At 56.5% G+C, this 24,342-nt stretch carries 22 protein-coding genes, 2 tRNA genes and 1 pseudogene; 6 read left to right on the top strand and 19 right to left on the bottom strand.

Translation table 11 applies throughout. The features are described from left to right. Positions 1-78 precede the first annotated feature (78 nt). From WG219_15995 to WG219_15980, 4 genes are all read left to right on the top strand, one after another. Complete coding sequence (locus WG219_15995; protein WXL24800.1) at positions 79-2,841, top strand: DNA methyltransferase; 2,763 nt, start codon at positions 79-81, stop codon at positions 2,839-2,841. Between the two features lie 103 nt (positions 2,842-2,944). After that, complete coding sequence (locus WG219_15990) at positions 2,945-5,011, top strand: DEAD/DEAH box helicase (GenBank protein WXL24799.1); 2,067 nt, start codon at positions 2,945-2,947, stop codon at positions 5,009-5,011. Beyond that, entirely contained in the window at positions 5,004-6,188 is a 1,185-nt protein-coding gene (locus tag WG219_15985; protein WXL24798.1) for a GIY-YIG nuclease family protein, read from the top strand. Before WG219_15990 ends, WG219_15985 begins: the two co-directional genes overlap by 8 nt. 143 nt (positions 6,189-6,331) lie before the next feature. Continuing rightward, entirely contained in the window at positions 6,332-6,640 is a 309-nt protein-coding gene (locus WG219_15980) for a hypothetical protein (GenBank protein ID WXL24797.1), read from the top strand. 123 nt (positions 6,641-6,763) lie between these two features. On the opposite strand, the gene WG219_15975 is transcribed toward WG219_15980, so the two are convergent. The 19 genes and pseudogenes from WG219_15975 to WG219_15885 form a co-directional block, all read right to left on the bottom strand. Then, positions 6,764-6,940, bottom strand: coding sequence for a hypothetical protein (locus WG219_15975; GenBank protein ID WXL24796.1), 177 nt, complete (start codon positions 6,938-6,940; stop codon positions 6,764-6,766). Between the two features lie 9 nt (positions 6,941-6,949). After that, on the bottom strand, positions 6,950-7,447 hold the full coding sequence (gene radC / locus WG219_15970) for a DNA repair protein RadC (protein WXL24795.1): 498 nt from the start codon (positions 7,445-7,447) through the stop codon (positions 6,950-6,952). Further along, positions 7,419-8,369, bottom strand: coding sequence for a hydrolase or metal-binding protein (locus WG219_15965; GenBank protein WXL24794.1), 951 nt, complete (start codon positions 8,367-8,369; stop codon positions 7,419-7,421). Before WG219_15965 ends, radC begins: the two co-directional genes overlap by 29 nt. A 91-nt stretch (positions 8,370-8,460) precedes the next feature. Then, entirely contained in the window at positions 8,461-9,465 is a 1,005-nt protein-coding gene (locus tag WG219_15960; GenBank protein WXL24793.1) for a YqaJ viral recombinase family protein, read from the bottom strand. A gap of 74 nt (positions 9,466-9,539) precedes the next feature. Beyond that, the gene (locus WG219_15955) at positions 9,540-10,508 is read right to left on the bottom strand and encodes a DUF932 domain-containing protein (protein ID WXL24792.1); all 969 of its coding nucleotides are present in this window, start codon (positions 10,506-10,508) and stop codon (positions 9,540-9,542) included. Between the two features lie 97 nt (positions 10,509-10,605). Further along, positions 10,606-10,935, bottom strand: a complete 330-nt coding sequence (locus WG219_15950; protein ID WXL24791.1) for a hypothetical protein — start codon at positions 10,933-10,935, stop codon at positions 10,606-10,608. Positions 10,936-11,114: 179 nt separating this feature from the next. Continuing rightward, complete coding sequence (locus tag WG219_15945; protein WXL24790.1) at positions 11,115-12,233, bottom strand: hypothetical protein; 1,119 nt, start codon at positions 12,231-12,233, stop codon at positions 11,115-11,117. Further along, complete coding sequence (locus tag WG219_15940; protein ID WXL24789.1) at positions 12,230-12,631, bottom strand: hypothetical protein; 402 nt, start codon at positions 12,629-12,631, stop codon at positions 12,230-12,232. Before WG219_15940 ends, WG219_15945 begins: the two co-directional genes overlap by 4 nt. Before the next feature lie 196 nt (positions 12,632-12,827). Continuing rightward, positions 12,828-13,081, bottom strand: a pseudogene (locus WG219_15935) (integrase). Positions 13,082-13,343: 262 nt separating this feature from the next. After that, positions 13,344-14,588 (bottom strand): tyrosine-type recombinase/integrase, encoded by a 1,245-nt coding sequence (locus tag WG219_15930; GenBank protein ID WXL24788.1) that lies wholly within the window; start codon positions 14,586-14,588, stop codon positions 13,344-13,346. 187 nt (positions 14,589-14,775) lie between these two features. Next, complete coding sequence (gene ychF, locus WG219_15925) at positions 14,776-15,876, bottom strand: redox-regulated ATPase YchF (GenBank protein WXL24787.1); 1,101 nt, start codon at positions 15,874-15,876, stop codon at positions 14,776-14,778. A gap of 30 nt (positions 15,877-15,906) precedes the next feature. Further along, the gene (gene pth, locus WG219_15920) at positions 15,907-16,497 is read right to left on the bottom strand and encodes an aminoacyl-tRNA hydrolase (GenBank protein ID WXL24786.1); all 591 of its coding nucleotides are present in this window, start codon (positions 16,495-16,497) and stop codon (positions 15,907-15,909) included. Between the two features lie 69 nt (positions 16,498-16,566). After that, entirely contained in the window at positions 16,567-17,166 is a 600-nt protein-coding gene (locus WG219_15915) for a 50S ribosomal protein L25/general stress protein Ctc (GenBank protein WXL24785.1), read from the bottom strand. A 113-nt stretch (positions 17,167-17,279) separates the two neighbouring features. Continuing rightward, entirely contained in the window at positions 17,280-18,221 is a 942-nt protein-coding gene (locus tag WG219_15910; protein WXL24784.1) for a ribose-phosphate pyrophosphokinase, read from the bottom strand. Positions 18,222-18,267: 46 nt separating this feature from the next. After that, a tRNA-Gln gene (locus tag WG219_15905) sits at positions 18,268-18,342 on the bottom strand. Between the two features lie 52 nt (positions 18,343-18,394). After that, positions 18,395-18,469 (bottom strand) — tRNA-Gln (locus tag WG219_15900). 26 nt (positions 18,470-18,495) lie between these two features. Further along, positions 18,496-19,371 (bottom strand): 4-(cytidine 5'-diphospho)-2-C-methyl-D-erythritol kinase, encoded by an 876-nt coding sequence (gene ispE, locus WG219_15895; GenBank protein WXL24783.1) that lies wholly within the window; start codon positions 19,369-19,371, stop codon positions 18,496-18,498. Continuing rightward, positions 19,368-19,985, bottom strand: coding sequence for a lipoprotein insertase outer membrane protein LolB (lolB, locus tag WG219_15890; GenBank protein ID WXL24782.1), 618 nt, complete (start codon positions 19,983-19,985; stop codon positions 19,368-19,370). The genes ispE and lolB overlap by 4 nt, the downstream gene beginning before the upstream one ends. Next, positions 19,985-21,715: a tetratricopeptide repeat protein gene (locus tag WG219_15885; GenBank protein ID WXL24781.1), complete on the bottom strand. Its 1,731-nt coding sequence runs from the start codon at positions 21,713-21,715 to the stop codon at positions 19,985-19,987. The genes lolB and WG219_15885 overlap by 1 nt, the downstream gene beginning before the upstream one ends. Positions 21,716-21,903: 188 nt before the next feature. Between WG219_15885 and hemA the strand changes: the two genes are divergently transcribed. Then, on the top strand, positions 21,904-23,184 hold the full coding sequence (hemA, locus tag WG219_15880; protein ID WXL24780.1) for a glutamyl-tRNA reductase: 1,281 nt from the start codon (positions 21,904-21,906) through the stop codon (positions 23,182-23,184). A 9-nt stretch (positions 23,185-23,193) separates the two neighbouring features. Beyond that, positions 23,194-24,276 (top strand): peptide chain release factor 1, encoded by a 1,083-nt coding sequence (gene prfA / locus WG219_15875; GenBank protein ID WXL24779.1) that lies wholly within the window; start codon positions 23,194-23,196, stop codon positions 24,274-24,276. Positions 24,277-24,342 lie beyond the last annotated feature (66 nt).

The following is a 24,342-nucleotide window of genomic DNA, read 5'->3' as shown; positions in this document are numbered from 1 at the left end:
CATCCATGCACTTTGCATGGATGGTGGGCCTAAAGGCCCCCTTTGCCGCCTTGGCAGCAGTGATCGGAACAGCCCTATATGAACGCCGTAGAAATCGAACAAGCCATCACCGACCTGGCCAGCCAGCCGTTTGACCGGGTCGAGTTCCCTTATGCCTTCCTGCAGGCTTTCGGTAACAAGGAAACCACCCTTAAGCGCCTGCGTTCGGGGGCAACCAACAAGTCCGATCTGGGCGGTGTGCTGCAGACCAGCAATATTCACCTGGCTGTGTGTGAGCCAGGTAAGGTCACCGAAACCCTGGCGGCGCTCAAGGCCAGCCCTGCCACGGCCCGTGCCAAGGCTAAGTACGTGCTCGCTACCGATGGCGAGACGCTGGAAGCCGAGGAGCTGGAAAGCGGCGAGACGGTAGCCTGCGACTACCCGCAGTTCCCTGACCACTTCGGATTTTTCCTGCCGCTGGCAGGCATTTCCACGGTCAAGCAGATCCGCGAGAACTCCTTTGACATCCGTGCGACCAGTCGGCTGAACCGGCTTTATGTGGAGCTGCTCAAGGACAACCCTGCTTGGGGCACGGCCGAACGCCGCCATGAGATGAACCATTTCATGGCGCGGCTGATCTTCTGCTTCTTCGCCGAAGACACCGACATTTTCAACGGCACCGGCCTGTTCACGAACACCCTCACGCAGATGAGTGACCGCGATTCCAGCAATCTGCATGAGGTGATGGGCGAGATCTTTCGCGCAATGAACACACCGATTGCGCAGCGCGCTTCGGCTAATCTGCCGCGCTGGGCGGATGCTTTTCCCTACGTTAATGGTGGGCTGTTCTCGGGCGAGCCAGATGTGCCGCGCTTTTCCAAGATCGCCCGCAGTTACCTGCTGCATATTGGCGCGCTGGATTGGAAGCAGATCAACCCGGATATCTTCGGCTCCATGATCCAGGCCGTGGCCGACGACGAAGAGCGCGGCGCCTTGGGCATGCACTACACCAGCGTGCCCAATATCCTCAAGGTGTTGAATCCGCTGTTTCTCGATGAACTGCGCGCCAAGCTGGAGGAGGCAGGCGATAACTCGCGCATGCTTCTTAATCTGCGCAAGCGTCTGGCGCGTATTCGTGTATTCGATCCGGCTTGCGGCTCGGGGAACTTCCTGGTCATCGCCTACAAGCAGTTGCGTGAGATTGAAAACACGATCAATGAGCGTCGTGGCGAGCCTGGGCGCAAGAGCGATATACCTCTGACAAATTTCCGTGGCATTGAGCTGCGGGACTTTTCAGCCGAGATCGCTCGACTGGCCCTCATCATCGCTGAGTATCAATGCGATGTGCTGTATCGCGGGCAGAAAGAAGCTCTACTGGAATTTCTGCCGTTGAGCAGTCAGAACTGGATTACTCGTGGCAATGCCTTGCAGGTGGATTGGCTTAGCACCTGCCCGCCAACAGGGACCGGGGTTAAGCTTACAGCCGATGACTTGTTCCAGAGTCCACTGGATCAGGCACAGATTGACTTCGAAAACGAAGGTGGTGAGACCTACATCTGCGGTAACCCGCCGTATTTGGGCAGCACCTGGCAAAGTGATGATCAAAAGGACGATCTCAGGAAGCTCTTTGATAGTCGAGTAAAAAACTGGAAATCCTTGGACTACGTTGCTGGCTGGTTCCTTAAGGCGGCCGACTATTGCCGTCATGCCAATGCAGCAGCTGCGTTTGTATCAACCAACTCCATCTGCCAGGGGCAGCAAGTACCGATCTTGTGGCCGGAAATTTTCTCCACCGGGTGTCAGATCTGTTTTGCTCATACCAGCTTTAAGTGGACCAACCTGGCTTCTAATAACGCAGGGGTTATGGTTTCCATCATTGGAATTTCTGCCACTCCGAGCACTGTGCGCCGCTTATTCTCAATCGGTGATGACGGGCAGCTAAACGAGCGGCAATGTCAGCACATCAATGCTTATTTGATAGCCGGTGCTGATGTAATAGTGAATAAGTCTTCACTTCCTTTGAGCGGCCAAGCTGAAATGAGTTTCGGCAACAAGCCAGTTGATGGTGGTCATTTGTTGCTTTCTCGTGATGAGGTTTCGAATCTAGGTTTGACAGCTGAGGAGCATGGGCGGTTTATTCGACGAATATACGGTTCAGCTGAGTTTATTCGAGGGCTAGAGCGCTACTGCCTTTGGATTGAAGATGCGCATTTACCTGAAGCTCTGAAAATCCTGTCAATCAGGCAACGGATTGAAGGAGTGCGAGCGATGCGGCAAGAAAGCCGCGACAAAGGTGCCAATGAAATGGCTAGTAGGGCGCATCAGTTTCGAGAGATGTACTTTGGTAGGTCGCATACCATCGCGATGCCTCGCACATCCTCTGAATCTAGACCGTTCCTTCCTGCAGGGATTCTCGACGGGAATGAACGTGTCACTAGTGAGGCTTTCGCCCTTTACGACGCGCCGCTCTGGAATTTAGCACTAGTTGTGTCGCGTTCACACTTGGTTTGGATAGCCACGATCTGTGGAAAGATGAAGACAGATTTTCGCTACTCCAACACGTTGGGTTGGAACACCTTTCCTGTCCCCGCGCTGACCGAAAAGAACAAGGCAGACCTTACCCGCTGCGCTGAAGATATTTTGCTTGCTCGTGAAGCCCATTACCCTGCCACTCTAGCAGAGCTCTACGTCGCAGAGATGATGCCGGACAACCTGCGCGCCGCTCATGAGCGCAATGACGAAGTACTGGAGCGCATCTATATCGGCCGTTGCTTCAAAAACGATACCGAGCGTCTGGAGAAGCTGTTCGAGCTGTACACCGAGATGACGGCCAAGCAGAAGCCTGGGAAGGCTAAGCGATGACAGACCTGATCCTGGCAAGCCCTGAAGATGGCCTCAAGGAAATTGAGCGTCTCGAACACACCCCTAAAAATACGGGCAAGAAGCCCTGAATGGATGCATAGCCATGACCCAAGCCGTTCCTTCCGTTTCCGTCTCCTATGCCCAGAACGGACGCTCCACCAAAGCCAACGAGCTGGGCATGCGCCCTATGCAGGAGCGTGTCTTTGAGCGGCGTGGTGAGCAGTATCTGCTGATCAAGTCACCGCCTGCTTCCGGTAAAAGTCGGGCCTTGATGTTCATTGCTCTGGACAAGCTGGCGCACCAGGGCATCAAGCAGGCCATCATCGTGGTGCCGGAAAAATCCATTGGTTCGAGCTTTCACGATGAGCCGCTGAGCCGCCACGGTTTCTGCGCCGACTGGCATGTGGAGCCGCGTTGGAACCTGTGCGATGCCCCCGGCACCGACGATGGCGGTAAGGTCAATGCAGTGGGAACGTTTCTGGAAAGCAGCGACCAGGTGCTGGTTTGTACGCATGCCACCTTCCGTTTTGCGGTGGAAAAATTCGGGCTGGCGGCGTTCGATGACCGTTTGATCGCCGTGGACGAGTTTCACCACGTTTCCGCCAACCCGGAGAACAGGCTGGGTACGTACCTGGGCCAACTGATCGCCCGCGACAAGGTGCACATCGTGGCGATGACTGGCTCCTACTTCCGTGGCGATGCCGAGGCTGTGCTGTCACCCGCTGACGAAGCCCGCTTCGACACAGTGACCTACACCTACTACGAGCAGCTCAACGGTTACGAGCACCTGAAGAAGCTAGACATTGGTTACTACTTCTACTCCGGGGCTTACTCCGACGACATCCTCAAGGTCCTCGACCCGAAAGAAAAGACCATCCTCCACATCCCCAACGTGAACTCTCGCGAGAGCACCAAGGACAAGATTCGCGAGGTGGAGCACATCATCGAAGAGCTGGGCGAGTGGCAGGGTACCGACCCGGTTACGGGCTTCCAGCTGGTGAAGACCGCCGATGGGCGTGTACTGCGTATTGCTGACCTGGTGGATGACGACCCGGCTAAGCGCGATAAAGTTTCGGCTGCCTTGAAAGACCCGACCCAGAAGAACAACCGCGATCATGTCGATATCATCATCGCGCTGGGCATGGCCAAAGAGGGCTTCGACTGGATCTGGTGCGAGCACGCCCTCACAGTCGGCTACCGGTCCAGTCTGACCGAGATTGTGCAGATCATCGGTCGGGCGACACGCGATGCACCCGGAAAAGCACGAGCACGCTTCACCAACCTCATCGCCGAGCCGGATGCCAGTGAGAAGGTGGTGACCGAGGCGGTGAACGATACGCTCAAGGCGATTGCCGCCAGCCTGCTTATGGAGCAGGTTTTGGCCCCGCGTTTTGAGTTCAAGCCGAAGACTCCTACCTCTGGGCCGCAGGAGGGCTTTGACTACGGCGATGCGGGCTATCAGCCTGACAAGTGCAACGTGGGTTTCAACCATGAAACCGGGCAGCTGCAGATCGAGATCAAAGGTCTGGCCGAACCCAAGAGCCCTGAGGTCAGCCGTATCTGTCAGGAAGACCTGAACGAGGTGATCGCCAGCTTCGTTCAGGACAAGACCAACATCGAACGCGGCCTGTTCGATGAGGAACTGGTTCCCGAAGAGCTTACCCAGCTGCGCATGGGTAAGATCATCCGCGACAAGTACCCCGAACTAGATGCCGAGGATCAGGAGGCCGTTCGCCAGCACGCCATTGCGGCACTGAATTTGACTCAGCAAGCTAAGCAACTGGTGTTGGGTGATGACCTGCAAGGCATTGTCACTGGGGCAAACAGCGCCCCGAGCACTGCCCTGATTGATGGCGTGCGCAAGTTCGCGATGGATGTGCGTGAGCTGGATATCGACCTGATCGACCGGATCAACCCGTTCAGCGAGGCCTACGCCATTCTCGCCAAGACCATGAGCGAGGAAAGTCTCAAGCAGGTTGCGGCAGTGATTGGTGCCAAACGCACCCGCCTGACGCCTGAAGAGGCCAAAGACCTTGCTGTGCGGGCGGTAAAATTCAAGAAAGATCATGGCCGGGTGCCTTCCCTGACTGCTCAAGACCCATGGGAGCGGAGCATGGCGGAGGGCGCTGCTGCCTTTATGCGTTTCAAGAAAGAGGGCCGTTATGGCTAACGAATTTGATCTGGATGAGCTGGAAGCGGAGCTTTCCGATTTCGCCACGTCAGACAAGAAGACCGGCCGCACTCCTCGCGAGGAGCGCATCATCGCTGGCTTCGAAGACATTCAACGCTTTGTTGAGGAGCACGGCCATGCGCCGCGCCATGGCGACGATAAAGACATCTTCGAGCGCCTGTATGCCGTGCGCTTGGATCGGCTGCGCGAGCAGGAGGAAAGCCGCACCCTGCTCATGCCTCTCGACCATCAGGGCCTACTGAATGCGTTTGAGGTGCGGGAGCCACAAGGCGACTACAGCATGACGGACGACGAACTGTTGGCGGAACTGGCCGACGGCGACGAGGGTTCGGATATTCAGAACCTCCGCCATGTTCGCAGCAATGCTGAAAAGCGTGAGGCTGAGGAGATTGCGCAGCGCGAGCGTTGCGAGGACTTTGAGCGGTTCCAGCCGCTGTTTGAGCAAGTGCAGCGCGAGCTGCAGTCGGGCATTCGAGTTACCCGCACCTTCATCCGTGATGCGAGCATCGAGGAAGGCCAGTTCTTCATTCTCGGTGGGCAGACGGTATATGTCGCTGATGTTGGCGAGACCTTCAAAGCTCCGAATGGTGAGAGCGATGCCCGGCTGAGGGTGATTTACTCCAACGGCACTGAGAGCAATTTACTGCGAAGATCCTTGCAGCGTGCACTCTACAAGGACGATGCCGGCCGGCGTATTACAGATGCGGATGCAGGCCCGTTGTTTGGCGAAACACTGGAGCCAGACGATATCGAGAGCGGCACCATTTATGTGCTGCGCAGCCACTCAACGCATCCCTTCGTGGCTGAGCATCGCGAGCTGATCCACAAGATCGGCGTCACCGGTGGCAAAGTGGAAACACGCATCGCCGGGGCTGACAAGGACGCTACCTACCTGCTGGCGGGCGTTGAGGTTGTGGCCACCTACAAGCTGCACAACATCAATCGCACCCGGATGGAAAACCTGTTCCACCGACTGTTCAGCCCTGCCCAAATAGAGCTGACCATCCCCGATCGCTTCGGTAACCCGGTCAAGCCCAGGGAGTGGTTCCTGGTGCCGCTGCACGTTATCAACGAGGCTGTGGAGCGTATTCGCGACGGTTCAATCGCTGGCGTTATTTACGATCCCAAGTCGGCAACGTTGCGAAGTGCCGGCTGAGCCGAACATTTGTCCCGTGAACATTCGTTCCTTGCAAGCTCGCAGGATGCAACGTCGGGAGCCTCACTCACATCGGCTGCTAATTGACCGGTCCTTGGGGAAGATTTGGTAGAGTCACTCCTTCAACTGAAGGAGTGCTGTACATGGGATTTTGCATCGAGTGCCGCCGTGGGGCTGAGATTTTACACGCTGGTCAACCCAGCACGATCAGCGCCGATCAGATAGAGCAAGTCGTTGATGAGACGACGCAGGTATCAACACCAGCGTTCAAAGGTGACGATGAGGTTCGTCGAGCTACGTTCGTTGCTACTACACCTCAAGGGAAATTCACCTGGCATGTACTCTTCAGTACCGGTGACGCCGATGACTGCGTGGAGGACGTTTCGCTTGTCAGCGCACCCTCGGATGTAGTCGTCCAGGTGAACCCTGAGTTTAAGATCAGGGATCTCTGATAGCGGAGTCCCTCTCGGGCTTGGCTGATTAGCAATCGCGCATCGGGCCTTATCAGCGAGAGACAAAAAATTAAGAATGTCCCGCCCTCAGCGGAGCGGGACATCCGTTTCCGCTGACGTCAGTCACTTGCTTGATGGCGCTGCCTGCAGTCGACAGAGGATCCAGCACGCCAGTACCACCGCTATCAGCAGTGGTGGAAAGCGCACCATCACAATCACCAGCAACAACATTGCCAGACAGCCAGCTAGGATGCCGGCAAAGACGAATACAGCTGCGAAGGTGCGGAGTAGTAGCTTCATCGTGTCTCCTTACAGACAGCCCTGTTCTGCCAATGATGTACAGCCTTCATGTCCTACCACGATGTGGTCGAGCGTTCTGACCCCGACCAGGCTCAGTGCGTCCTTCAGCTTGCTGGTCAAGATACGGTCGGCCTGGCTGGGCTCGGGATCACCTGAGGGGTGGTTGTGCACCAGGATCATTGCGGCGGCGTTGTGCTCCAGTGCGATCTTCACGATCTCCCTGGGGTAGACACTGGCTGCGTCCAGGGTGCCGCGAAACACTTCCTCAAACGCAATCACTCGGTGTTGGCTATCGAGCATGAGCAGGGCGAACACCTCATGCTCGTATCCGGCCAGCAATGCCTGCAGGTGGCTGAACACTTCCTTTGGTGAGGTCAGTGCTCGCCCCCGGCGCAGCCGCAGATTCGCCAACTGCCGTGCCATCAGCATGATGTCGGTTTCCGTAACCGGTGACTCGACCAGATAGGTGCCGGTTGTGTCACTGGCTTTCAGCTTGTGCAGGCGCATGACGGCCTCTTTGGTCTTGATCAGTTGGCGAGTTTTGACGCGCAGCTTGTGCCTCAAGCTTTTCAGCCAGGCTGGGTTTGGTGGGATTGGATGGATAGGTCGTTGCTGCAGCCGGTGCTTCACCCTCGCTGTAGAACTCTTCCACGATGGCGCTGGCATCCTCCTCGCTGTCTTCAAAGGCTCCGTTGCCGAAACCGCGTCGCGCAGCTTCATCCAGTGCGGCCTGATTGAACCCCGCAGCCTGCCGCCGCGAATCGAGTTCACTGGCGGTTACCAGAGCCTCGGCCATGTCCATGCCGCCGCGTACTGTCAGGTCGGCGTAGAAGATCGGCGTGCCATGGCTTTGGCGCGTCGACTTACCACGCAGACGCAGTTCCAGTGGCAGGCAGGCCAGGCGGTTGCCCGAGATGGCCTGGAAGTAATGCAGACGAGCGGCCAGGGTGCGGATGCTGTTGAAGCCAGTGGTGCGAAACACGAAGCTACCCAGCGGGTCCTCATCGCCTATGACCACGTTCAGTCGGCCATAGGGCTTGCAGGCACCGCCTTTCGCCAGTTGGCAGGCATCCGGTGACGGACATGGCAACGACTGCATGCCGTCCTGGGTGACCCGCTTGCAGGTCTCGCCATTACCGACGCAGACAGGGCGTCCGGACTGTCGGTCGAACAGCGTGTAGTCAGCCCGGAAATTCAGTTCCGGCTCGTTGAACAAAAGACGTACCGGGATGCTGCGCAGCTTGTCATCCTTGCCCTGACGTAGCTCGTCATTGAGAGGGTGCAGCAGCCAGCCGTCCTTACCCTGCACCTGGGACGTGATGGTGAATTGGTCATCCTTCTCCGGCAGTCGTTTGCCGTTCTTCTCGATGACCTTACCGATGGAAATCCGCCCGAGTACCGGTGGAGTGATAGCCAGACCTTTGAGCATGGAGAGTCTCCTGGAAATGAAAAAAGGCCAGCCACGCAGCGCGAACTGCATGGACTGGCCAAGGGGAGGGAAGGGATGAATGAGGTTGGTTTCAGCCGACCAGGAAGCGCCGTGCACCCGGCTTCAGCAGTGGGTACTTGGCCTGCAGGTGCGGCTTGTCTTTGAGCAGTTGCGCGACATCGAGGCCGATGCTGTCCTTGGCCTTGCGCCAGGTGATGTAACCGTTGGCGAACTCCGCCCGACTGGCATCGCCCATGGCCTGCTGCAGCATCTGTTTTAGCTCGGCCTCGCGCTTTTCCTTATCGGCAATCGACTGACGCACGGCCTTCAGCTCGATGTAAGCCGCGCTGAGCCCGGCATGCTGGCTGAAGTCGACGATCTGACCGTTGTCCTCCGGGTAGAGGCAGCGCAGTGCTGACTCTGCCGAAGCGGTGCCATCAGCCGGTGGCGGCGTATCAGTCTCCACGTAGTGCCAGAACTTGCGCTCCAGCTCGATCAGGCGAGCGATCATCTGCTCATCCCGCTCGATGCGGTGGATCTCCAGCGTCTGACCACCCAGCAGCACGGCCACATCCGCCGCCTGCTTGCCGGTGACGGCGAGCTGGTGCATCACCTGCAGCTGCACATACTCAGGCACGCCCTCTTTCCAGAGGCGTGCCCCGTTTATGCCGGCTGTCTTGCATTCGAGGATCTGCACATCGTCAGCCCCGATCACCTCACGGTCGATGTTGGCCAGCATCCAGGGCAACTCCGGGTCAGGATGCTGCAGCACGGCGTTGATGCGGCGTACCTTATTCTTCGTGCGCTTGCTGTAGTGCCAGGCCACGATGGGCTCCAGCACGTTGCCCCAGTACATCGGGCTTTCCTCATCCTTAGGATCAGCCTTGGGCATGCCAGCATCGCGACCGGTTTTCTCCATCCACAGTTCCAGCTGCGACTTGTAGGGGTTGAGGCCAACAGCCGCAGCTGCATCCGAACTGCCGATGCCTTGCTTGCGGATCTGCAGCCAGTCCTCGCGTGGCAGCTCCTTGGTGCTGACCAGACGCAGGGCCGGGCGGGATTTGCTGGTGCTGCGATTCAATGAAGTGGCTTTCATAGTGTTCACCTTGCAGAAATAGAAACGCCCGACCTGCAACGAAGCGGGTCGGGCGTTATGGGGTGGGTAAAAGGTCAGGCGACCAGTTGCAGGGCTGTATCCAGGGCGCGCTGCTTGATCTGGGCACCTTGCCCGAACCATGCGGAGTCGAGGCGGTACTCCGTGCTGCGTGCCCGGCGCTCGTGATCGACGTACTCGGTCACGGCATTGAGCAAGCCCCAGGCGGTGCTGCGTGCTGAGTCCAGCTGGCTGCCACGGCCACGACCTTCGTACAGCTCCTGCACTTTGCGCAGAGCACGCTCGTTAGGCAGCTGCTCCGGCAGGGCGCCGGTCGGGCTGGTCTCGCACATCACGTTCATGAAAAAGCCTAGCGCCTCGTGCCATTGCACCTTGCGTTCAGCCAGGTGGCGCATGCGATACATGAAGTCATCCCATTGCGAGACGGCGATGCCGAGCTGCTTCTTCACCAGATCGCCGTCAAAGCGGGTGCTGTGCGGAACCTTGATCGCACGGCTGGTGCCGTCCAGAGCGATGGTCAGGGTGTTGTTGCAGACCACGCGGATGGTGGTGGGCGTTGCGGTGGTGGCCAGAGTGCCGTCACAGGAAGTGGCGAGCAGCAAATAGCCATTCACCTGGTCATTGCCCTTGAGCGCAGCGCCTTGGCCGGTACGCGCCAGCGCCCAGAACTTGCGGCCGCCCTTGAGTACGCCAGCGGTTTCCAGCTCGTAGCCGGAGACTTCGGTCAGGTCGCGGTAGAACTCCAGCACATCCCTGGGCTGCACGGTGTGGTAGCGCTGGGAGACCACCGACAGCGGGGCTTTGGTGTCCGAGCGGTAGAGCACCTTCTGTTCGGGAAATGAGTGGATCGCGCCCAGATGGCCGATGGCGTCCGACTTGAAATGCACAGGGCTTTCCAGGATCTGCCAGTCCATGCCGGCTTCGCGTTGCCAGACCTCGATGGGCTGTTTCTGCGGCAGATTGTTGCCCAAGCCGTGCCACGGAGTAGCGCCAACGTAGGCCATTTGTTCGATTTGATGAGCCATGACGAATTTCCTTTGGGTGCAGGCCGGCATAAAGCGCCGCGCAGAGCGCAGCACCGGCAATCAGTGATGGATAAGTAAGAGGAGAGCAGTGGCCGGATCAGGCCGGTAGGTTGAAGCGATGACCGCAGAGCAGGCAGAGATTGTGGGCCAGGACATGGCGGTCGAGCGTCTCGCCGAGCTGGGCGCCGAGCGCACAGCCACCAACGCCTCCGGCCAGACCACCGAGAATGGCACCGGATACCGAGCCTAGAGTGATACCGACAGGGCCGGCGATTACGCCGAGCGCTGCGCCGGCCTTGCCGCCTGCCAGGGCAGCGCTGACGCCACGTGCAATACCACCGACAGCGCCAATGGCCGCGCCGGCTTTCATGGCGTGATGGAAAGAAGCGACTTTGGGGGAGTGACAGCGAGGGCACTGCAATGACATGGGAAGATCCTCCTTGGTGCTGATGTCATTGCGGTAATGTGTGGCTGAGATTTTTTTGAAACGAATCACCGATTTGCAGCCTCAAAATAATGAGGTTCATTTCGGGGGGGCAGACGTTAAGTGTCCTTAACGTGCCTTACTGCGCCGGTGTTATCTCAGTGGGGCGGCGTGCGCACGAGCTAGTCCTCGTTGATCTGTAAAACGGCTGTAACTCTAAGTTTGCCAGCTCGCATAACGCCAGAGATCTTGATGCGATTTCCTTCGAAGTAGTGCATGCGCATATCGTCAAGAAGTTCTTCAGGGAAGCTGCCACGCCTTTCGCCATTGGCATCTTCTACATCCCGCAGGATGAAGCTTAATTTGTCATCATCAATCTCGCCAATCCGGCCCGACAGCAAAACAATTTCTTCTTCTTTGATCTGGCGAAGCCAATTCGCAACTTTAGATCTTGACTGTCGAGTAAGCGTATAACGATGGCCTTTTAACCAATAGCCGCCGACCTCGACCGAGGTAATAGCGCCATGATTTGGTGGTGTCAGGGCTAAAGTGGCTCTCAGAATTGCCTCTGTCTTAGCGTTGTCATCATTTTCTAGGGCTTCATTACTCTGAGTATCTTCTGCCCACTCTAGTCCAACTCGAAGGTCATCGACTGCTTGCAAAACTGCATCATTGGAGAAAAGATCTTGCCTCGGTGCAGCAAGGCCGACCTCAAAACTAGCAAATTTCAGTTGACGCACCGGTAAGTCATATAGCGCTCTTTGAGCGTCGGTAGGTCGACCTTCCGAATTTGCGGAAAATGCATGATCGAGAATAGCTTTTAGCGAAGACTTGGCAGCATTGGCTACAAATGCAATTACGCTACATGGGACGCTACCAAGGGCAATTCCACTGCCTACGGCACGGGCGCTGAATGCAATACGATGCTCTGGCAGGAGAGGGGTTCCTGGCTTTGGGAGGTGTGAGGTAGGAATATCAGTTTCTTTAACACTCCAGGCTTCAGAAATGCTTCGCTTGAAGTCTGTACATACCATCCACATCCATGTTTCAGTGAGTGCTTCTCGTATGCCAATACTTCCGCTTTCCAATCGGCTAATTGAGCTTGGTGCAGTAGGAGAAACGGCAATGAACTGTTGGCTATCGTTCTCGTAGGCAAGGTAGGCGAGCATAACCTGCCCCTGCTTAGTTTTAGTCAGATAAACAATTGGCTGTTCTGCTTCGTACAGTACGCGCTCTATCGGTAACGGGAAATCAAAGAACCCGTCAGGAATTCTGTTTTCCTCTTTAAGATCGATTTTCATGATTCGATCACCTTCAAATCTGCGGGGTTACGCATTCCCTTGTAGGGCCACCAGTCAATATGGCCAGTGCTACTAGGTTTGCTTACTCTGCCATGCGCGGAAGTTAAGGCGATGCAGGCAGCAAATTTTCCGAGATGAGGTGAGATCTCAAGGCGGTGTTCTGCTTGTTCGAGTGTTGAGAAAAGTGAAATAGAGCCCCGCTTGCAAGTGTCGGCAGCTGGAAGAAGATTCAATTCGAGATATGTGTGCAAGTCTTGAAGAGTAGGTGGGTTGGTTTTAACTACTCTGTAAGCGGTGCCCTCAAACTCGGCTATGTCCGCTTTGGGGCAACCAGCGGGAAGTTCCAGATCGAAATCCACAGTTGACTTCGTCCCTTTGAAATAATTTAGGTTAACCATACAGCATTCCTTCGGGGTACGCAGCTCTATGGAGGAGGTTTGAAATCTAAGATTCACCTTGCTGCTAGCTTAGATCGCTAGCGCCAGGCTTAGACCTGTGTCCAATGCGGGGTTGCGAGCCACCTGCCAGGTATTTCGGTTAGCAGTCGTTCGCGTGTGGCCGATTTCTACCTGTTGTTAGAATCTGCTGCGTTGCTCACTGCCGATAATTTTGTCCCGTACAGAACTCTGCCCATTCCGCCATCAGTGCCCTGCGTTTCTCCAGAAGATCGGAGCGTGAGTAGGCCGCTTCCGTCTGGTCGCGTTCGTCATGGGCAAGCGCAAGCTCGCATACCTCTCGCGGGTAGTTGGTGCATTCGTTTGCCCAGTCCCGAAAGGTCGATCGAAAGCCATGTCTCGTGATGCATACCCCAGCTTGTGCAGCAGGTTGCGTATGGCGTTGTCATGGATAGCCTTGATTAGGCTTGCTACTTTGCGTGTGTGAAAGCTGGCGCTCGCTTATAGTCTTCTTTTCTATAGGAGGAGCTATGAGCGTAAAGCCAGTAGGTAGGGTCGTGATCGAAAAGCACGACGAACGAGATGAGATTCCAGCCAGCGCCATTTTGGTTGGCGTGTCATGTTCACTGTGGGCAGTGAGGGGCTCCACGTTATGGATTGGGAGCGAGTGAAAGCGCCAGCCGATGTTTTCGTAATCAGCGACGTCTCTTTCCATTCAGCCTAAGTCCTTTTTCCAGCTGTCCAGCATGTCCGCCCATCTCTGCATCATCATGGCTCGATCACTCAAATACTCGGCATGGTTGTAGGTGCGGCGGACAGCGTTTTGCTCGGTATGGGCGAGCTGTCTTTCGATCCAGTCTGCTGAATAGCCCATCTCATTGAGTCTGGTGCTGCCCGTTGTCCTCGTGGCATGCGGGCTGTATTTACCTCCCCAGCCAAGGGTGTTGAGCATCTGGCGGAATGAGGCCGCAACCATTGGGCGGGTGCGTACGTCGCGGTGAGGAAATACGTGGGTGTATTTTCCTGTGATGGAATGCAGGCCTCGCAGTATTTCGACTGCCTGTCGCGGCAGTGGCACCGTGTGCTCTTTGCGCTTTTTCATCCGCTCGGCGGGAATGCGCCAAAGCGCCTTCTCCAGGTCAAATTCTGCCCACTGAGCCTCTACAGCTTCATTGGGGCGGCACAGAGTCAGCCACATGAGCTGGAAAGCGCAGAGGGTCTCATGGCGTCCGCCGTGAGATTCGACATCGCGTAACAGTTGGCCAATTTCTTCGGTGGAGAGAGGGCGTTTGTGCTGAGTCTTGTTGGCTGGCAGGGCTTTTCGAACGGGGTGTACCGGGTCGGTGCTGGCTCGCAACGTGGAAATTGCCAGTTCGAAAACTCCGGACATGCTCCGCTTGGCCTCTGCGGCAACAGATGGGCCATTATCTTGAGCGGCTGCTCTGAGCACTTCAAGAATGTGCATGGGGGTGATGGCTTTGATCGGCAGTTCACCGATTTTGGGAAATACGACGCGTTCAAGCATGTTGAGTCGTCTGGACTTGGTGATCTCCTCCCAGTCCTTCAGTGAAAGCCACTCTTTGGCGACGGCTTCAAACGTAATGGCCTTCTCGTGGTCGCGCTTCACCCGCTCCTGTTGCCGGTGGTGCGCGGGATTGATGCCCTGTATGACTAGGGCACGGGCTTTCACGCGCTCATCGCGTGCCTCTGCAAGAGTGAAGCGGCGCCCTTTGCGGCGCTCTTCGGCGTGCTCGGGTGATTCCCCTTTGGGTGCGATTACATAGTCCCCAATCGCGAACACGCTTTCCTTCCTGCTAGTTCCGTCGTTCAGCTCGAACCGATAGCGCCATGCCTTAACCCCGTTAGGCTTCACCTCAAGGTAAAGGCCATTGCCATCTGTGAGCTTGTAGGGCTTTTCCTTGGGCTTGGCGGTACGGCACTCGGTATCGGTAAGCGGCATGGCTGCTCAATCCTGGTATACCCGGTTATATGGGGAGGTGAATTTTTCGATACCCGGTAGCGTACCCGGTAAATATGCGGATCGTATAGATTCTTTTCGGACCTTTTCGGAAAAGAAAAACCCCTTAAGGCTTTATTCCTCAAGGGGTTTCGTGTCCGGTAAGATCCGGTGAAATCCTAATTTCTATTTAGACGTTAAAGCGGAAGTGCATCACGTCGCCGTCTTTAACGATGTATTCCTTGCCTTCCAGACGCCATTTACCGGCTTCTTTAGCACCGGCTTCGCCTTTGTACTGGATGAAGTCGTTGTAGGCGATGACTTCGGCACGGATGAAGCCTTTTTCGAAGTCGGTGTGGATCACGGCTGCTGCCTGAGGGGCTGTTGCGCCAACTCTCACGGTCCATGCGCGAACTTCTTTTACACCTGCGGTGAAGTAGGTTTGCAGGTTGAGCAGTTCGTAACCCGCGCGGATCACGCGGTTCAGGCCTGGCTCTTCGAGACCCAAGGCTTCGAGGAACTCGTCCTTTTCTTCGCCTTCTTCGAGCTCGGCAATTTCAGCCTCGATCTTGTTGCACACCGGCACAACCGGGGCGCCTTCGGCGTCGGCGATGGCTTTTACGATGTCCAGCAGTGGGTTGTTTTCAAAGCCGTCTTCAGCAACGTTGGCGATGTACATAACCGGTTTGCTGGTCAGCAGGTGGAAGCCGCGGATCAGTTGTTTCTCATCATCACCCAAAGTCTTCATCAGCGTGCGCGCTGGTTTGCCTTCAGTGAAGTGGGGGATGAGTTTTTCCAGCAGGTTCTTCTGAGCTACTGCTTCTTTGTCGCCGCCTTTGGCGTTGCGAGCAACCTTTTGCAGTTGTTTCTCGCAGCTGTCGAGGTCGGCAAAGATCAGTTCCAGATCAATGATTTCAATGTCGCGCTTAGGGTCAACGCTGTTAGCAACGTGGATGACGTTGTCGTCCTGGAAGCAGCGTACAACGTGGGCGATCGCGTCGGTCTCACGGATGTTAGCGAGGAATTTGTTGCCCAGGCCTTCACCTTTGGAGGCACCCTCTACCAGACCGGCGATGTCCACGAATTCCATGGTGGTTGGCAGTACGCGTTCTGGTTTAACGATTTCCGCCAGTGCATCCAGACGTGGGTCGGGCATTGGCACGATCCCGCTGTTCGGTTCGATGGTGCAGAACGGGAAGTTCTCAGCCGCGATCCCCGATTTGGTGAGGGCGTTGAACAGGGTGGACTTGCCGACGTTGGGCAGGCCTACGATGCCGCAGTTGAATCCCATGATTTATCCCTTGCGCAATGGCGGACAGATTTAAGAAGTGGCTTTCTGGCTATGCAGCTTGTGCATGGCCTTGCTCCATTCGCCAGCCAGAACTTCAGGCAGGCAATCCAGAGCGAAATCAATGCTGCGATCCAGCAGTTCTTGCTCGCTGCGTGGTGCGCGACCCAGAACGAAGTTGGACACCAGGCTGCTATGGCCAGGGTGGCCAATACCCAGTCGCAGGCGGTAGAAATTATTCTGATTACCGAGCTGGGCGATGATATCGCGCAGACCATTGTGGCCACCGTGACCGCCGCCCTGTTTTAGTTTGGCAACACCTGGTGGCATGTCGAGTTCGTCATGGGCAACCAGAATGGCATCGGGCGAGATGCGGAAGAAATTCGCCAGCGCGGCTACAGCCTGACCGCTGCGGTTCATATAGGTGGTCGGAATCAGCAGGCGTACATCGCGTCCTTTGTGGCTGAACTTGCCGACAAGACCGAAATACTTTTTATCCAGACTCAGGTTGACGCCTTCTTTATCAGCAAGGCGCTCAACAAAAAGGGCCCCCGCATTATGCCGGGTCTGGTCGTATTCCGGGCCAGGGTTACCAAGGCCAACGATCAGTTGTACGGCAGTCATGTCAGGAGCCCTTCTGTGGAAATCGCCCGGTAGAATCGCATACCGGGCTGGTTTCCGACACTGTGACTATTACTCAGCAGCGTCTTCGTCTTTAACGCGGGAGGCGTGGATGTTAGCCACAGCCAGGTCGTTACCGTGTGCCAGTGCAACCAGCTCAACGCCTTTCGGCAGTTTCAGGTCGGACAGGTGAACGATCTGACCAGCTTCAACGGCAGCCATGTCGACTTCGATGAACTCTGGCAGGTCTTTCGGCAGGCAGCTTACTTCGACTTCAGCGATAACGTGGGAGATTTCGCCACCCTGCTGTTTAACACCAACAGCAGTTGCTTCGTTGATGAAGTGCAGCGGTACGTGAGCGGTCAGTTTCTGACCAGCTACTACGCGCTGGAAGTCAGCGTGCAGAACGAAACCTTTGGACGGGTGACGTTGCAGGGCTTTGATTACGACGTTTTCAGTGGTGCCACCAACGTTCAGGCTCAGAACGTGGCTGAAAGCAGCTTCGTTTTCGATCAGCTTGGCCAGTTCTTTGGCCAGCAGGCTGATGGATTGAGGTGCTTTGTCGCCGCCGTAAATTACAGCAGGAACCATGGCAACGTTACGACGCAGGCGGCGGCTCGCACCTTTCCCCAGGTCGGAACGCACTTCAGCATTCAGGGCAAAATCAGTCATTTCATTTCTCCAAAATAACCAAACCGTCCTACACGCTTGCGACCAGCGTTTGGACGGTCAGGTAAAAAGCCTTGCCATTAGGGCAGGGCACTTGCGTTCAGTGCGAGTCCGAATTAACGGAACATCGCGCTGATCGATTCTTCATTGCTGATACGGCGAACCGCTTCAGCAACTACCGGTGCGATGTCCAGCTGGCGAATACGCGAGCAGGCCTGAGCAGCGGCTGACAGCGGGATAGTGTTAGTCACTACCAGCTCGTCGAGTACAGATTTCTCAAGGTTCTCGATGGCGCGACCGGACAGAACCGGGTGCGTAGCATAGGCGAGAACTTTGGTGGCGCCGTGTTCTTTCAGGGCTTTAGCCGCGTGGCACAGAGTGCCGGCGGTATCGACCATGTCATCAACCAGAACACAGGTGCGGCCTTCAACATCACCGATGATGTGCATCACTTCAGAGTGGTTGGCCTTCTCACGACGTTTGTCGATGATGGCCAGATCAACACCCAGGGACTTGGCAACAGCACGCGCACGTACCACGCCGCCGATGTCCGGAGAGACGATCATCAGGTTGTCAAAGCGCTGATCTTCGATGTCATCCACCAGAACAGGGGAGCCGTAGATGTTATCTACAGGAACGTCGAAGAAGCCTTGGATCTGATCCGCATGCAGGTCGACAGTGAGAACACGGTCGATACCTACGTTTGCGAGCATGTCGGCCACGACCTTGGCGCTAATTGCCACACGGGCGGAACGCGGACGGCGATCCTGGCGGGCATAGCCAAAGTAAGGAACAACAGCAGTAATTCGGGTCGCTGAGGAGCGGCGAAAGGCATCAGCCATCACGACCAATTCCATCAGGTTATCGTTGGTTGGCGCGCACGTTGGCTGAATCAGGAATACGTCCTTACCACGAACGTTTTCGTTGATTTCGACCATGATTTCGCCGTCGGAGAATTTACCAACAGAGGCATCACCGAGGGGGATGTGCAGCTGACGTACGATACGTCGCGCCAGGTCGGGGTTAGCATTCCCCGTAAAGACCATCATCTTGGACACGCGCAGTACCTGCCGGCTGAGGGTATACCTGGATGAGTATAGAAAATGGCAGGGGCGGCTGGATTCGAACCAACGCATGGCAGGATCAAAACCTGCTGCCTTACCGCTTGGCGACGCCCCTGTATCGTGTATTACCTGAATGTATATCGAGTTGAGCCCGTTCCAGGACGGAATGGCAGGGGCGGCTGGATTCGAACCAACGCATGGCAGGATCAAAACCTGCTGCCTTACCGCTTGGCGACGCCCCTACTACTTTACAACCCGTGCTACACATTCACTTCCTGTCCAATTCCCCTAGTGCACGATGCAACATCGAAATGTTACGCCCTTGCGCTATGAAGCTTGGCAAAGTGGCTGGAAGTTGGCGGCGGACTTTATCAGCATCTGCCTGATTTGGGAAGCTCCCAAATACACAAGATCCAGTGCCGGTTAATCTAGCTGAAACAAATTTGTTCAACAAGATCAAAGCGTTACGTACTTCTGGATAACGCTTTTCAACCACCGGCTGACAGTCATTATGACCGCCCCCCTCAGGAAGGCTGCGAACTTTAATGGGCGGAGTATCTCGTGTCAACTCCGGATCAGAGAAAATTTCTGCTGTACTAACAAGTACTTGCGGAATGGCCACCAGGAACCACGGTTCGCTGAGTGTCACGGGTTGCAGCTTCTCACCTACGCCTTCGGCAAACGCTGCATGGCCCCGGACAAAGACAGGCACGTCCGCGCCCAGGCTTAAACCCAGCTCTGCCAACAGATCAATATCGCAACCCAGCTTCCACAGGTGGTTAAGCCCGAGCAGGGTGGTTGCGGCATCCGAACTGCCGCCGCCAATGCCGCCGCCCATAGGCAGGCGTTTATCCAGCCAAATGTCAGCGCCGAGTTTGCAGCCCGTGCGTTGCTGCAACAGGCGAGCAGCGCGGACGATCAGGTTGCTGTCATGGGGCACGCCTTCAATGGGGGTGCGTAAGTGGATCTCACCATCAGCACGCAGGCTGAAGCCGAGCTCGTCGGCAACGTCGATAAACTGAAACAGGGTTTGCAGTTCGTGGTAGCCGTCTTCGCGGCGCCCAAGAATGTGCAGCATCAGGTTGAGTTTTGCAGGTGCCGGCAGGACAAGTTCTGCGGCAGCGGGGATGGCAGTAGTGTTCATTGGCCTAACTGACGGGGTTGCCAGTCCTTGATCACCAGGGTGACTTGCAGATCGTGGCCGCTGACTTTGATTCGTTCAGGCAGCCAGTAGCCATTTTGTTCGCTGTAGCTCAGGTATTCGACGAGCCAGTCATCCTGGCTGAGTTGAGCCAGTCGGCTTTGTGCGTCGAGTTGCACGCGGCTTTTGCTGTCAGGCGCCGGGAGGCCGCGAATCCACCAGAACAAGTGAGAAACGGGGAGGTTGAGGCGTAGCTGTTGTTGCAGCAATTGCTCCGGAGACTCGGCTTCATAGCGGCCCTGATTGGCCACTTCGAGCTGAACCTTGCCCGGATGACCGGTTAGACGGGCTGCTCCGCGACCCAGTGGGCCCGAGAGGCGGATGTCGAAATAGTCCTGACGCTGCAGCCAAAATAGGGTGCCGCTGCCTGAATCGCGGGGCGCGCGGATGCCGACCTTGCCGCTGATCTGCCAAGCGTCCAGCTGGGCAATGTGCAGCTTATGGGCTTGCCATTGTTTGGCGTCGCCTTGGCCTTCAACGGATTCTCGGGTGGTGAGGCCGCTGCAGCCTGCAAGCAGTGCAAGCAGGCCCAATACAAGTAGGTTGCGGGCAAACATCAGGGTTTCTCTGTTCCGGTCAGGCGTTTGATGGTCGAGCGCAAAATGCGGCTCTGTGGGTCTTCCTTGAGTGCATCACGCCATATCTGGCGAGCTTCTTTCTGTTTGTCATTCACCCACAGGACTTCGCCTAGGTGCGCTGCTACTTCCGAGTCAGGCATGTCTTGAAGGGCTTTGCGCAGATAGAACTCAGCTTCGTCGAGCTTGCCGAGTCGATAGTTGATCCAGCCCAGGCTGTCCAAAATCGCCGGGTCAGTCGGGTTGAGCTGATAGGCCTGATCGATCAGTTCTTTGGCTTCTTCGTAGCGTGTGGTGCGGTCGGCCAAGGTGTAGCCCAGCGCATTGAGTGCCATGGCGTTGTCGGGCTCACGCTTAAGAATAAAGCGCAGGTCTTTTTCCATACCGACCAAGTCGTTACGTTTCTCGGACAGCATCGAGCGGCTGTAAAGCAGGTTCAGGTCGTCAGGGAACTGTTCAAGGGCCTGTTTGACCACCTGCCACGAGCGTTCGATATCCGGTACGCGTGACCAGGCTTCTGCCTCGATCAGGTACAGCTGGATGGCATAGTCAGGTTGTTCGTCCCGTGCCTGGCTCAGGTATTGAGCCGCTTCATCACCACGATTGAGGCTGAACAGCAGTTCGCTGTGGGCGGCTTGAGCAGGTAAATACTCGTTGCCAGGGCCCACCATGCGGTATTCAGCAAGGGCTTGATCGGTTTCTTCAAGCTCTTCGTATGCGCGTGCGAGGTTGTAGTGGGCGGCATCCACATGGGCGTCGCGGGCCACGAGTTCCTTCAGATAGATGATGGCTTCTTTCCAGTCTTCGGCCTCAAGGCAGACCAGTGCCAGGGAGAAGCGCAGGTCGTCGTCATCCGGGAACTGTTGCAGCAGCGAGGCGAACTCACCTTTTGCACCATCAAGACGGCCCTCGGCAACCAGCAGCCGTGCATAGCTCAGGCGCAGGCGTTTGTCGTCCGGGTACTGCTTGAGGTTTTGTTTGAGCAGGCTCAGGGCCTCATCGTTACGATCAAGGCTTTGCAGCAAACGAGAGTGCAGCAAAATAGAGGCAACCGGGCGACCTTTGCTGGGTTGGTCTTCGAGCAGCTCGAGTGCTTCTTCGTTCTGACCTTCTTGCTGGAGCAGCAATGCCTTGCCGAATTGCAGCTGGCTGTTGTCCGGGTATTTAGCCAGCAGGCGGTCGAAGCTTTGCAGCAGCCCTTCACGGGTATCCGAGTCGGTATCCGAGGCGGAAAGGGCGAGGAAGTCGAAATGGGTGTCGCCCTGCTGTTGCAGGACTTTTTCCATAAAGGTCATCGACTCGTCATAACGACCGGCTCTGGCCAGCTGCACGGCCGCAGCACGCTGTGCGTCGACGTTATTGGGCGCTGTTTTGGCCCATTGCAGGCTGGTGTCCAGTGCTTCCTGATCGGCTCCTAGGTACTCGGCGATGCGGAAGCCTCGTTCGGCGACGCCAGCGTCCTGAGTTTTTTCTGCCTGAACCACGTAGTTGTCCAGAGCAATGTCGTAACGATTGCGCTGGCCAGCCAGTTCAGCTGCCAGGAGCGAATAAATAGTCTCCTGGCTGAACGAACGGTAAACCTTAGGTTCGGCCTCTGGCGTTGTGGCGGCAGGGTCTTCCACCGGCGGCGTACCGTCCGGCGTCGAGGGGGCAAACGTCTGGCAGCCGCTGAGCAGCAGCGCGGCGTACAGCAAGGCAAAGGATTTATTCATGGAAGAGTGTATGTGACCTACATGCAGGTTACGCATCATGACACAAGCCATTGGGCAAGCCCATGCTCTGAGCATCATCTTGAGTGTCTTAACGTTCAGTCTATTAGGACAATAGGCGGGAGGTGTTGTTCTCGCCCGGCTGAAGTAGGACAATTGCCGGCTTCCACGTTTACTGTCAGCGACTTTGCATGGCCTTTATTGCCCTCGGTATTAACCATAAGACTGCCTCGGTGGACGTCCGCGAGCGCGTGGCGTTTACGCCTGAGCAATTGGTTGAGGCATTGCAGCAGCTGTGCCACCGCACCAGCAGCCGTGAAGCAGCGATCCTTTCTACCTGCAACCGCAGTGAGCTCTACCTTGAACAGGAGGAGCTAAATGCGGATGAGGTACTGGCTTGGCTAGCCTCTTATCACCAGCTTAGCCTCGATGAATTGCGCGCGTGTGCTTATATCCATGCGGACGACCAAGCCGTTCGTCACATGATGCGAGTCGCCTCCGGTCTTGACTCCATGGTGCTCGGTGAGCCGCAGATTCTTGGGCAGATGAAATCGGCCTTCGCTGTGGCCCGTGAAGCGGGCACTTTGGGGCCGCTGCTGGGGCGCTTGTTCCAGGCTACGTTTAGCACCGCGAAGACTGTCCGTACCGACACCGCCATCGGTGAAAACCCGGTTTCTGTGGCGTTTGCTGCGGTGAGCCTGGCCAAACAAATTTTTGCGGATCTGAACCGCAGCCAGGCACTGCTGATTGGTGCAGGCGAAACCATCAGCCTAGTGGCGCGTCACCTGCATGATCAAGGCATCAAACGCATTGTGGTGGCCAACCGCACACTTGAGCGCGCGAGCTCCCTGGCTGAGCAGTTCGGTGCTCATGCCGTGCTGCTTTCAGACATCCCAGACGAGTTGGTGCACAGTGATATTGTCATCAGTTCCACCGCCAGCCAGCTGCCAATTCTCGGTAAAGGTGCTGTTGAACGGGCCCTGAAGCAGCGCAAGCACAAGCCCATTTTCATGGTTGATATCGCCGTACCGCGGGATATTGAGCCGGAAGTGGGCGAGCTGGACGATGTGTATCTGTATACCGTCGATGACCTGCATGAGGTCATCGAAGAAAACCTCAAAAGCCGTCAAGGTGCCGCTCTGGCTGCCGAGGAGCTGGTGGGCGAGGGCGCGCAGGAGTTTATGCAGCGCCTGCGTGAACTGGCAGCGGTGGACGTGCTCAAAGCCTTCCGTCAGCAAGCTGAGAAGCTCCGTGATGAGGAGCTGCAAAAGGCTCAGCGTTTGCTGGCCAACGGCGGTAACCCTGAGGATGTGCTGGCACAGTTAGCCCGTGGGTTGACTAACAAGTTGCTGCACGAACCCAGCGTGCAACTGAAAAAATTCTCCGCCGACGGCCGCTTCGAAGCGCTGAGCGTGGTGCAGGAGCTGTTTTCCCTTGGCGACGGAGCGTCGTCCGGGACGCCTCATAAATAAAGGTCTGCAATGAAAGCGTCACTGATTAAGAAACTCGACCTCTTGCAGGATCGTTTCGAAGAACTGACTGCGCTGCTCGGCGATGCCGAAGTGATCAGCAATCAGACTCAGTTCCGTGCTTATTCCAAGGAATACGCCGAAATTGAGCCCGTTCATCAAGCCTTCACCGCGTTGCGTAAAGTGCAGGCGGACTTGGCCGGTGCTCAGGAAATGCTCAAGGACAGCGATCCTGATCTGCGCGAAATGGCTGAAGAAGAAGTCGCCAGCGCCAAAGAGCAACTGGTTGAGTTGGAAGCCACGCTGCAACGCATGCTGCTGCCTAAAGACCCGAACGACAGCCGCAACGTGTTCCTTGAAGTGCGTGCCGGTACCGGTGGCGACGAAGCCGCCATTTTCTCCGGCGACCTGTTCCGTATGTACTCACGCTATGCCGAGAAGCAGGGCTGGCGGGTAGAGGTGCTGTCTGCCAACGAAGGCGAACATGGTGGCTTTAAAGAGGTGATCGCCCGTGTTGAAGGCGATAACGTCTATGGCAAGCTGAAGTTCGAGTCCGGCGCCCACCGTGTCCAACGTGTGCCGGAAACCGAATCCCAAGGCCGTATCCATACATCGGCCTGTACCGTGGCCGTGCTGCCAGAGCCAGATGAGCAGGCTGAGATCGACATCAACCCGGCTGATCTGCGTATCGACACCTATCGTTCATCCGGTGCTGGTGGTCAGCACGTTAACACCACCGATTCGGCCATCCGTATTACCCACATTCCGACTGGCACCGTGGTTGAGTGTCAGGAAGAGCGCTCTCAGCACAAGAACCGCGCCAAGGCCATGTCGTGGCTGGCCGCCAAGCTGAAAGATCAGCAGGAAGCCGCTGCGCATAAAGAAATTTCCGAGTCGCGTAAATTGCTGGTAGGTTCCGGGGATCGCTCCGAGCGCATCCGTACCTACAATTTCCCGCAGGGACGGGTGACTGATCACCGCATCAACCTGACTCTGTACTCCCTGAACGAAGTGATTGCGGGTGGCGTAGATGCCATCATCGAGCCGTTGCTGGTGGAGTATCAGGCCGATCAGTTGGCGGCATTGGGCGACTGATGCTGAGCGTGCCGCGCCATTGTGCGCGGCACATCCCAACCCGCTTGCCCGAGCAGGACAGAGCCG

The sequence above is a fragment of the Pseudomonas mendocina genome (assembly GCA_037482215.1).
GTDB classification, from domain to species: domain Bacteria; phylum Pseudomonadota; class Gammaproteobacteria; order Pseudomonadales; family Pseudomonadaceae; genus Aquipseudomonas; species Aquipseudomonas mendocina_E.
The sequence above is the reverse complement of the archived record's forward strand: the minus strand, read 5'-3'. Positions and strand labels throughout refer to the sequence as shown.

Bases quoted from the DNA above. Each gene is read 5' to 3' on its own strand.
- WG219_15995 (WXL24800.1), top strand. From the start codon at position 79: ATGAACGCCGTAGAAATCGAACAAGCCATCACCGACCTGGCCAGCCAG.
- WG219_15990 (WXL24799.1), top strand. From the start codon at position 2,945: ATGACCCAAGCCGTTCCTTCCGTTTCCGTCTCCTATGCCCAGAACGGA.
- WG219_15985 (WXL24798.1), top strand. From the start codon at position 5,004: ATGGCTAACGAATTTGATCTGGATGAGCTGGAAGCGGAGCTTTCCGAT.
- WG219_15980 (WXL24797.1), top strand. From the start codon at position 6,332: ATGGGATTTTGCATCGAGTGCCGCCGTGGGGCTGAGATTTTACACGCT.
- WG219_15975 (WXL24796.1), bottom strand. From the start codon at position 6,940: ATGAAGCTACTACTCCGCACCTTCGCAGCTGTATTCGTCTTTGCCGGC.
- radC (WXL24795.1), bottom strand. From the start codon at position 7,447: ATGCGCCTGCACAAGCTGAAAGCCAGTGACACAACCGGCACCTATCTG.
- WG219_15965 (WXL24794.1), bottom strand. From the start codon at position 8,369: ATGCTCAAAGGTCTGGCTATCACTCCACCGGTACTCGGGCGGATTTCC.
- WG219_15960 (WXL24793.1), bottom strand. From the start codon at position 9,465: ATGAAAGCCACTTCATTGAATCGCAGCACCAGCAAATCCCGCCCGGCC.
- WG219_15955 (WXL24792.1), bottom strand. From the start codon at position 10,508: ATGGCTCATCAAATCGAACAAATGGCCTACGTTGGCGCTACTCCGTGG.
- WG219_15950 (WXL24791.1), bottom strand. From the start codon at position 10,935: ATGTCATTGCAGTGCCCTCGCTGTCACTCCCCCAAAGTCGCTTCTTTC.
- WG219_15945 (WXL24790.1), bottom strand. From the start codon at position 12,233: ATGAAAATCGATCTTAAAGAGGAAAACAGAATTCCTGACGGGTTCTTT.
- WG219_15940 (WXL24789.1), bottom strand. From the start codon at position 12,631: ATGGTTAACCTAAATTATTTCAAAGGGACGAAGTCAACTGTGGATTTC.
- WG219_15930 (WXL24788.1), bottom strand. From the start codon at position 14,588: ATGCCGCTTACCGATACCGAGTGCCGTACCGCCAAGCCCAAGGAAAAG.
- ychF (WXL24787.1), bottom strand. From the start codon at position 15,876: ATGGGATTCAACTGCGGCATCGTAGGCCTGCCCAACGTCGGCAAGTCC.
- pth (WXL24786.1), bottom strand. From the start codon at position 16,497: ATGACTGCCGTACAACTGATCGTTGGCCTTGGTAACCCTGGCCCGGAA.
- WG219_15915 (WXL24785.1), bottom strand. From the start codon at position 17,166: ATGACTGATTTTGCCCTGAATGCTGAAGTGCGTTCCGACCTGGGGAAA.
- ispE (WXL24783.1), bottom strand. From the start codon at position 19,371: ATGAACACTACTGCCATCCCCGCTGCCGCAGAACTTGTCCTGCCGGCA.
- lolB (WXL24782.1), bottom strand. From the start codon at position 19,985: ATGTTTGCCCGCAACCTACTTGTATTGGGCCTGCTTGCACTGCTTGCA.
- WG219_15885 (WXL24781.1), bottom strand. From the start codon at position 21,715: ATGAATAAATCCTTTGCCTTGCTGTACGCCGCGCTGCTGCTCAGCGGC.
- hemA (WXL24780.1), top strand. From the start codon at position 21,904: ATGGCCTTTATTGCCCTCGGTATTAACCATAAGACTGCCTCGGTGGAC.
- prfA (WXL24779.1), top strand. From the start codon at position 23,194: ATGAAAGCGTCACTGATTAAGAAACTCGACCTCTTGCAGGATCGTTTC.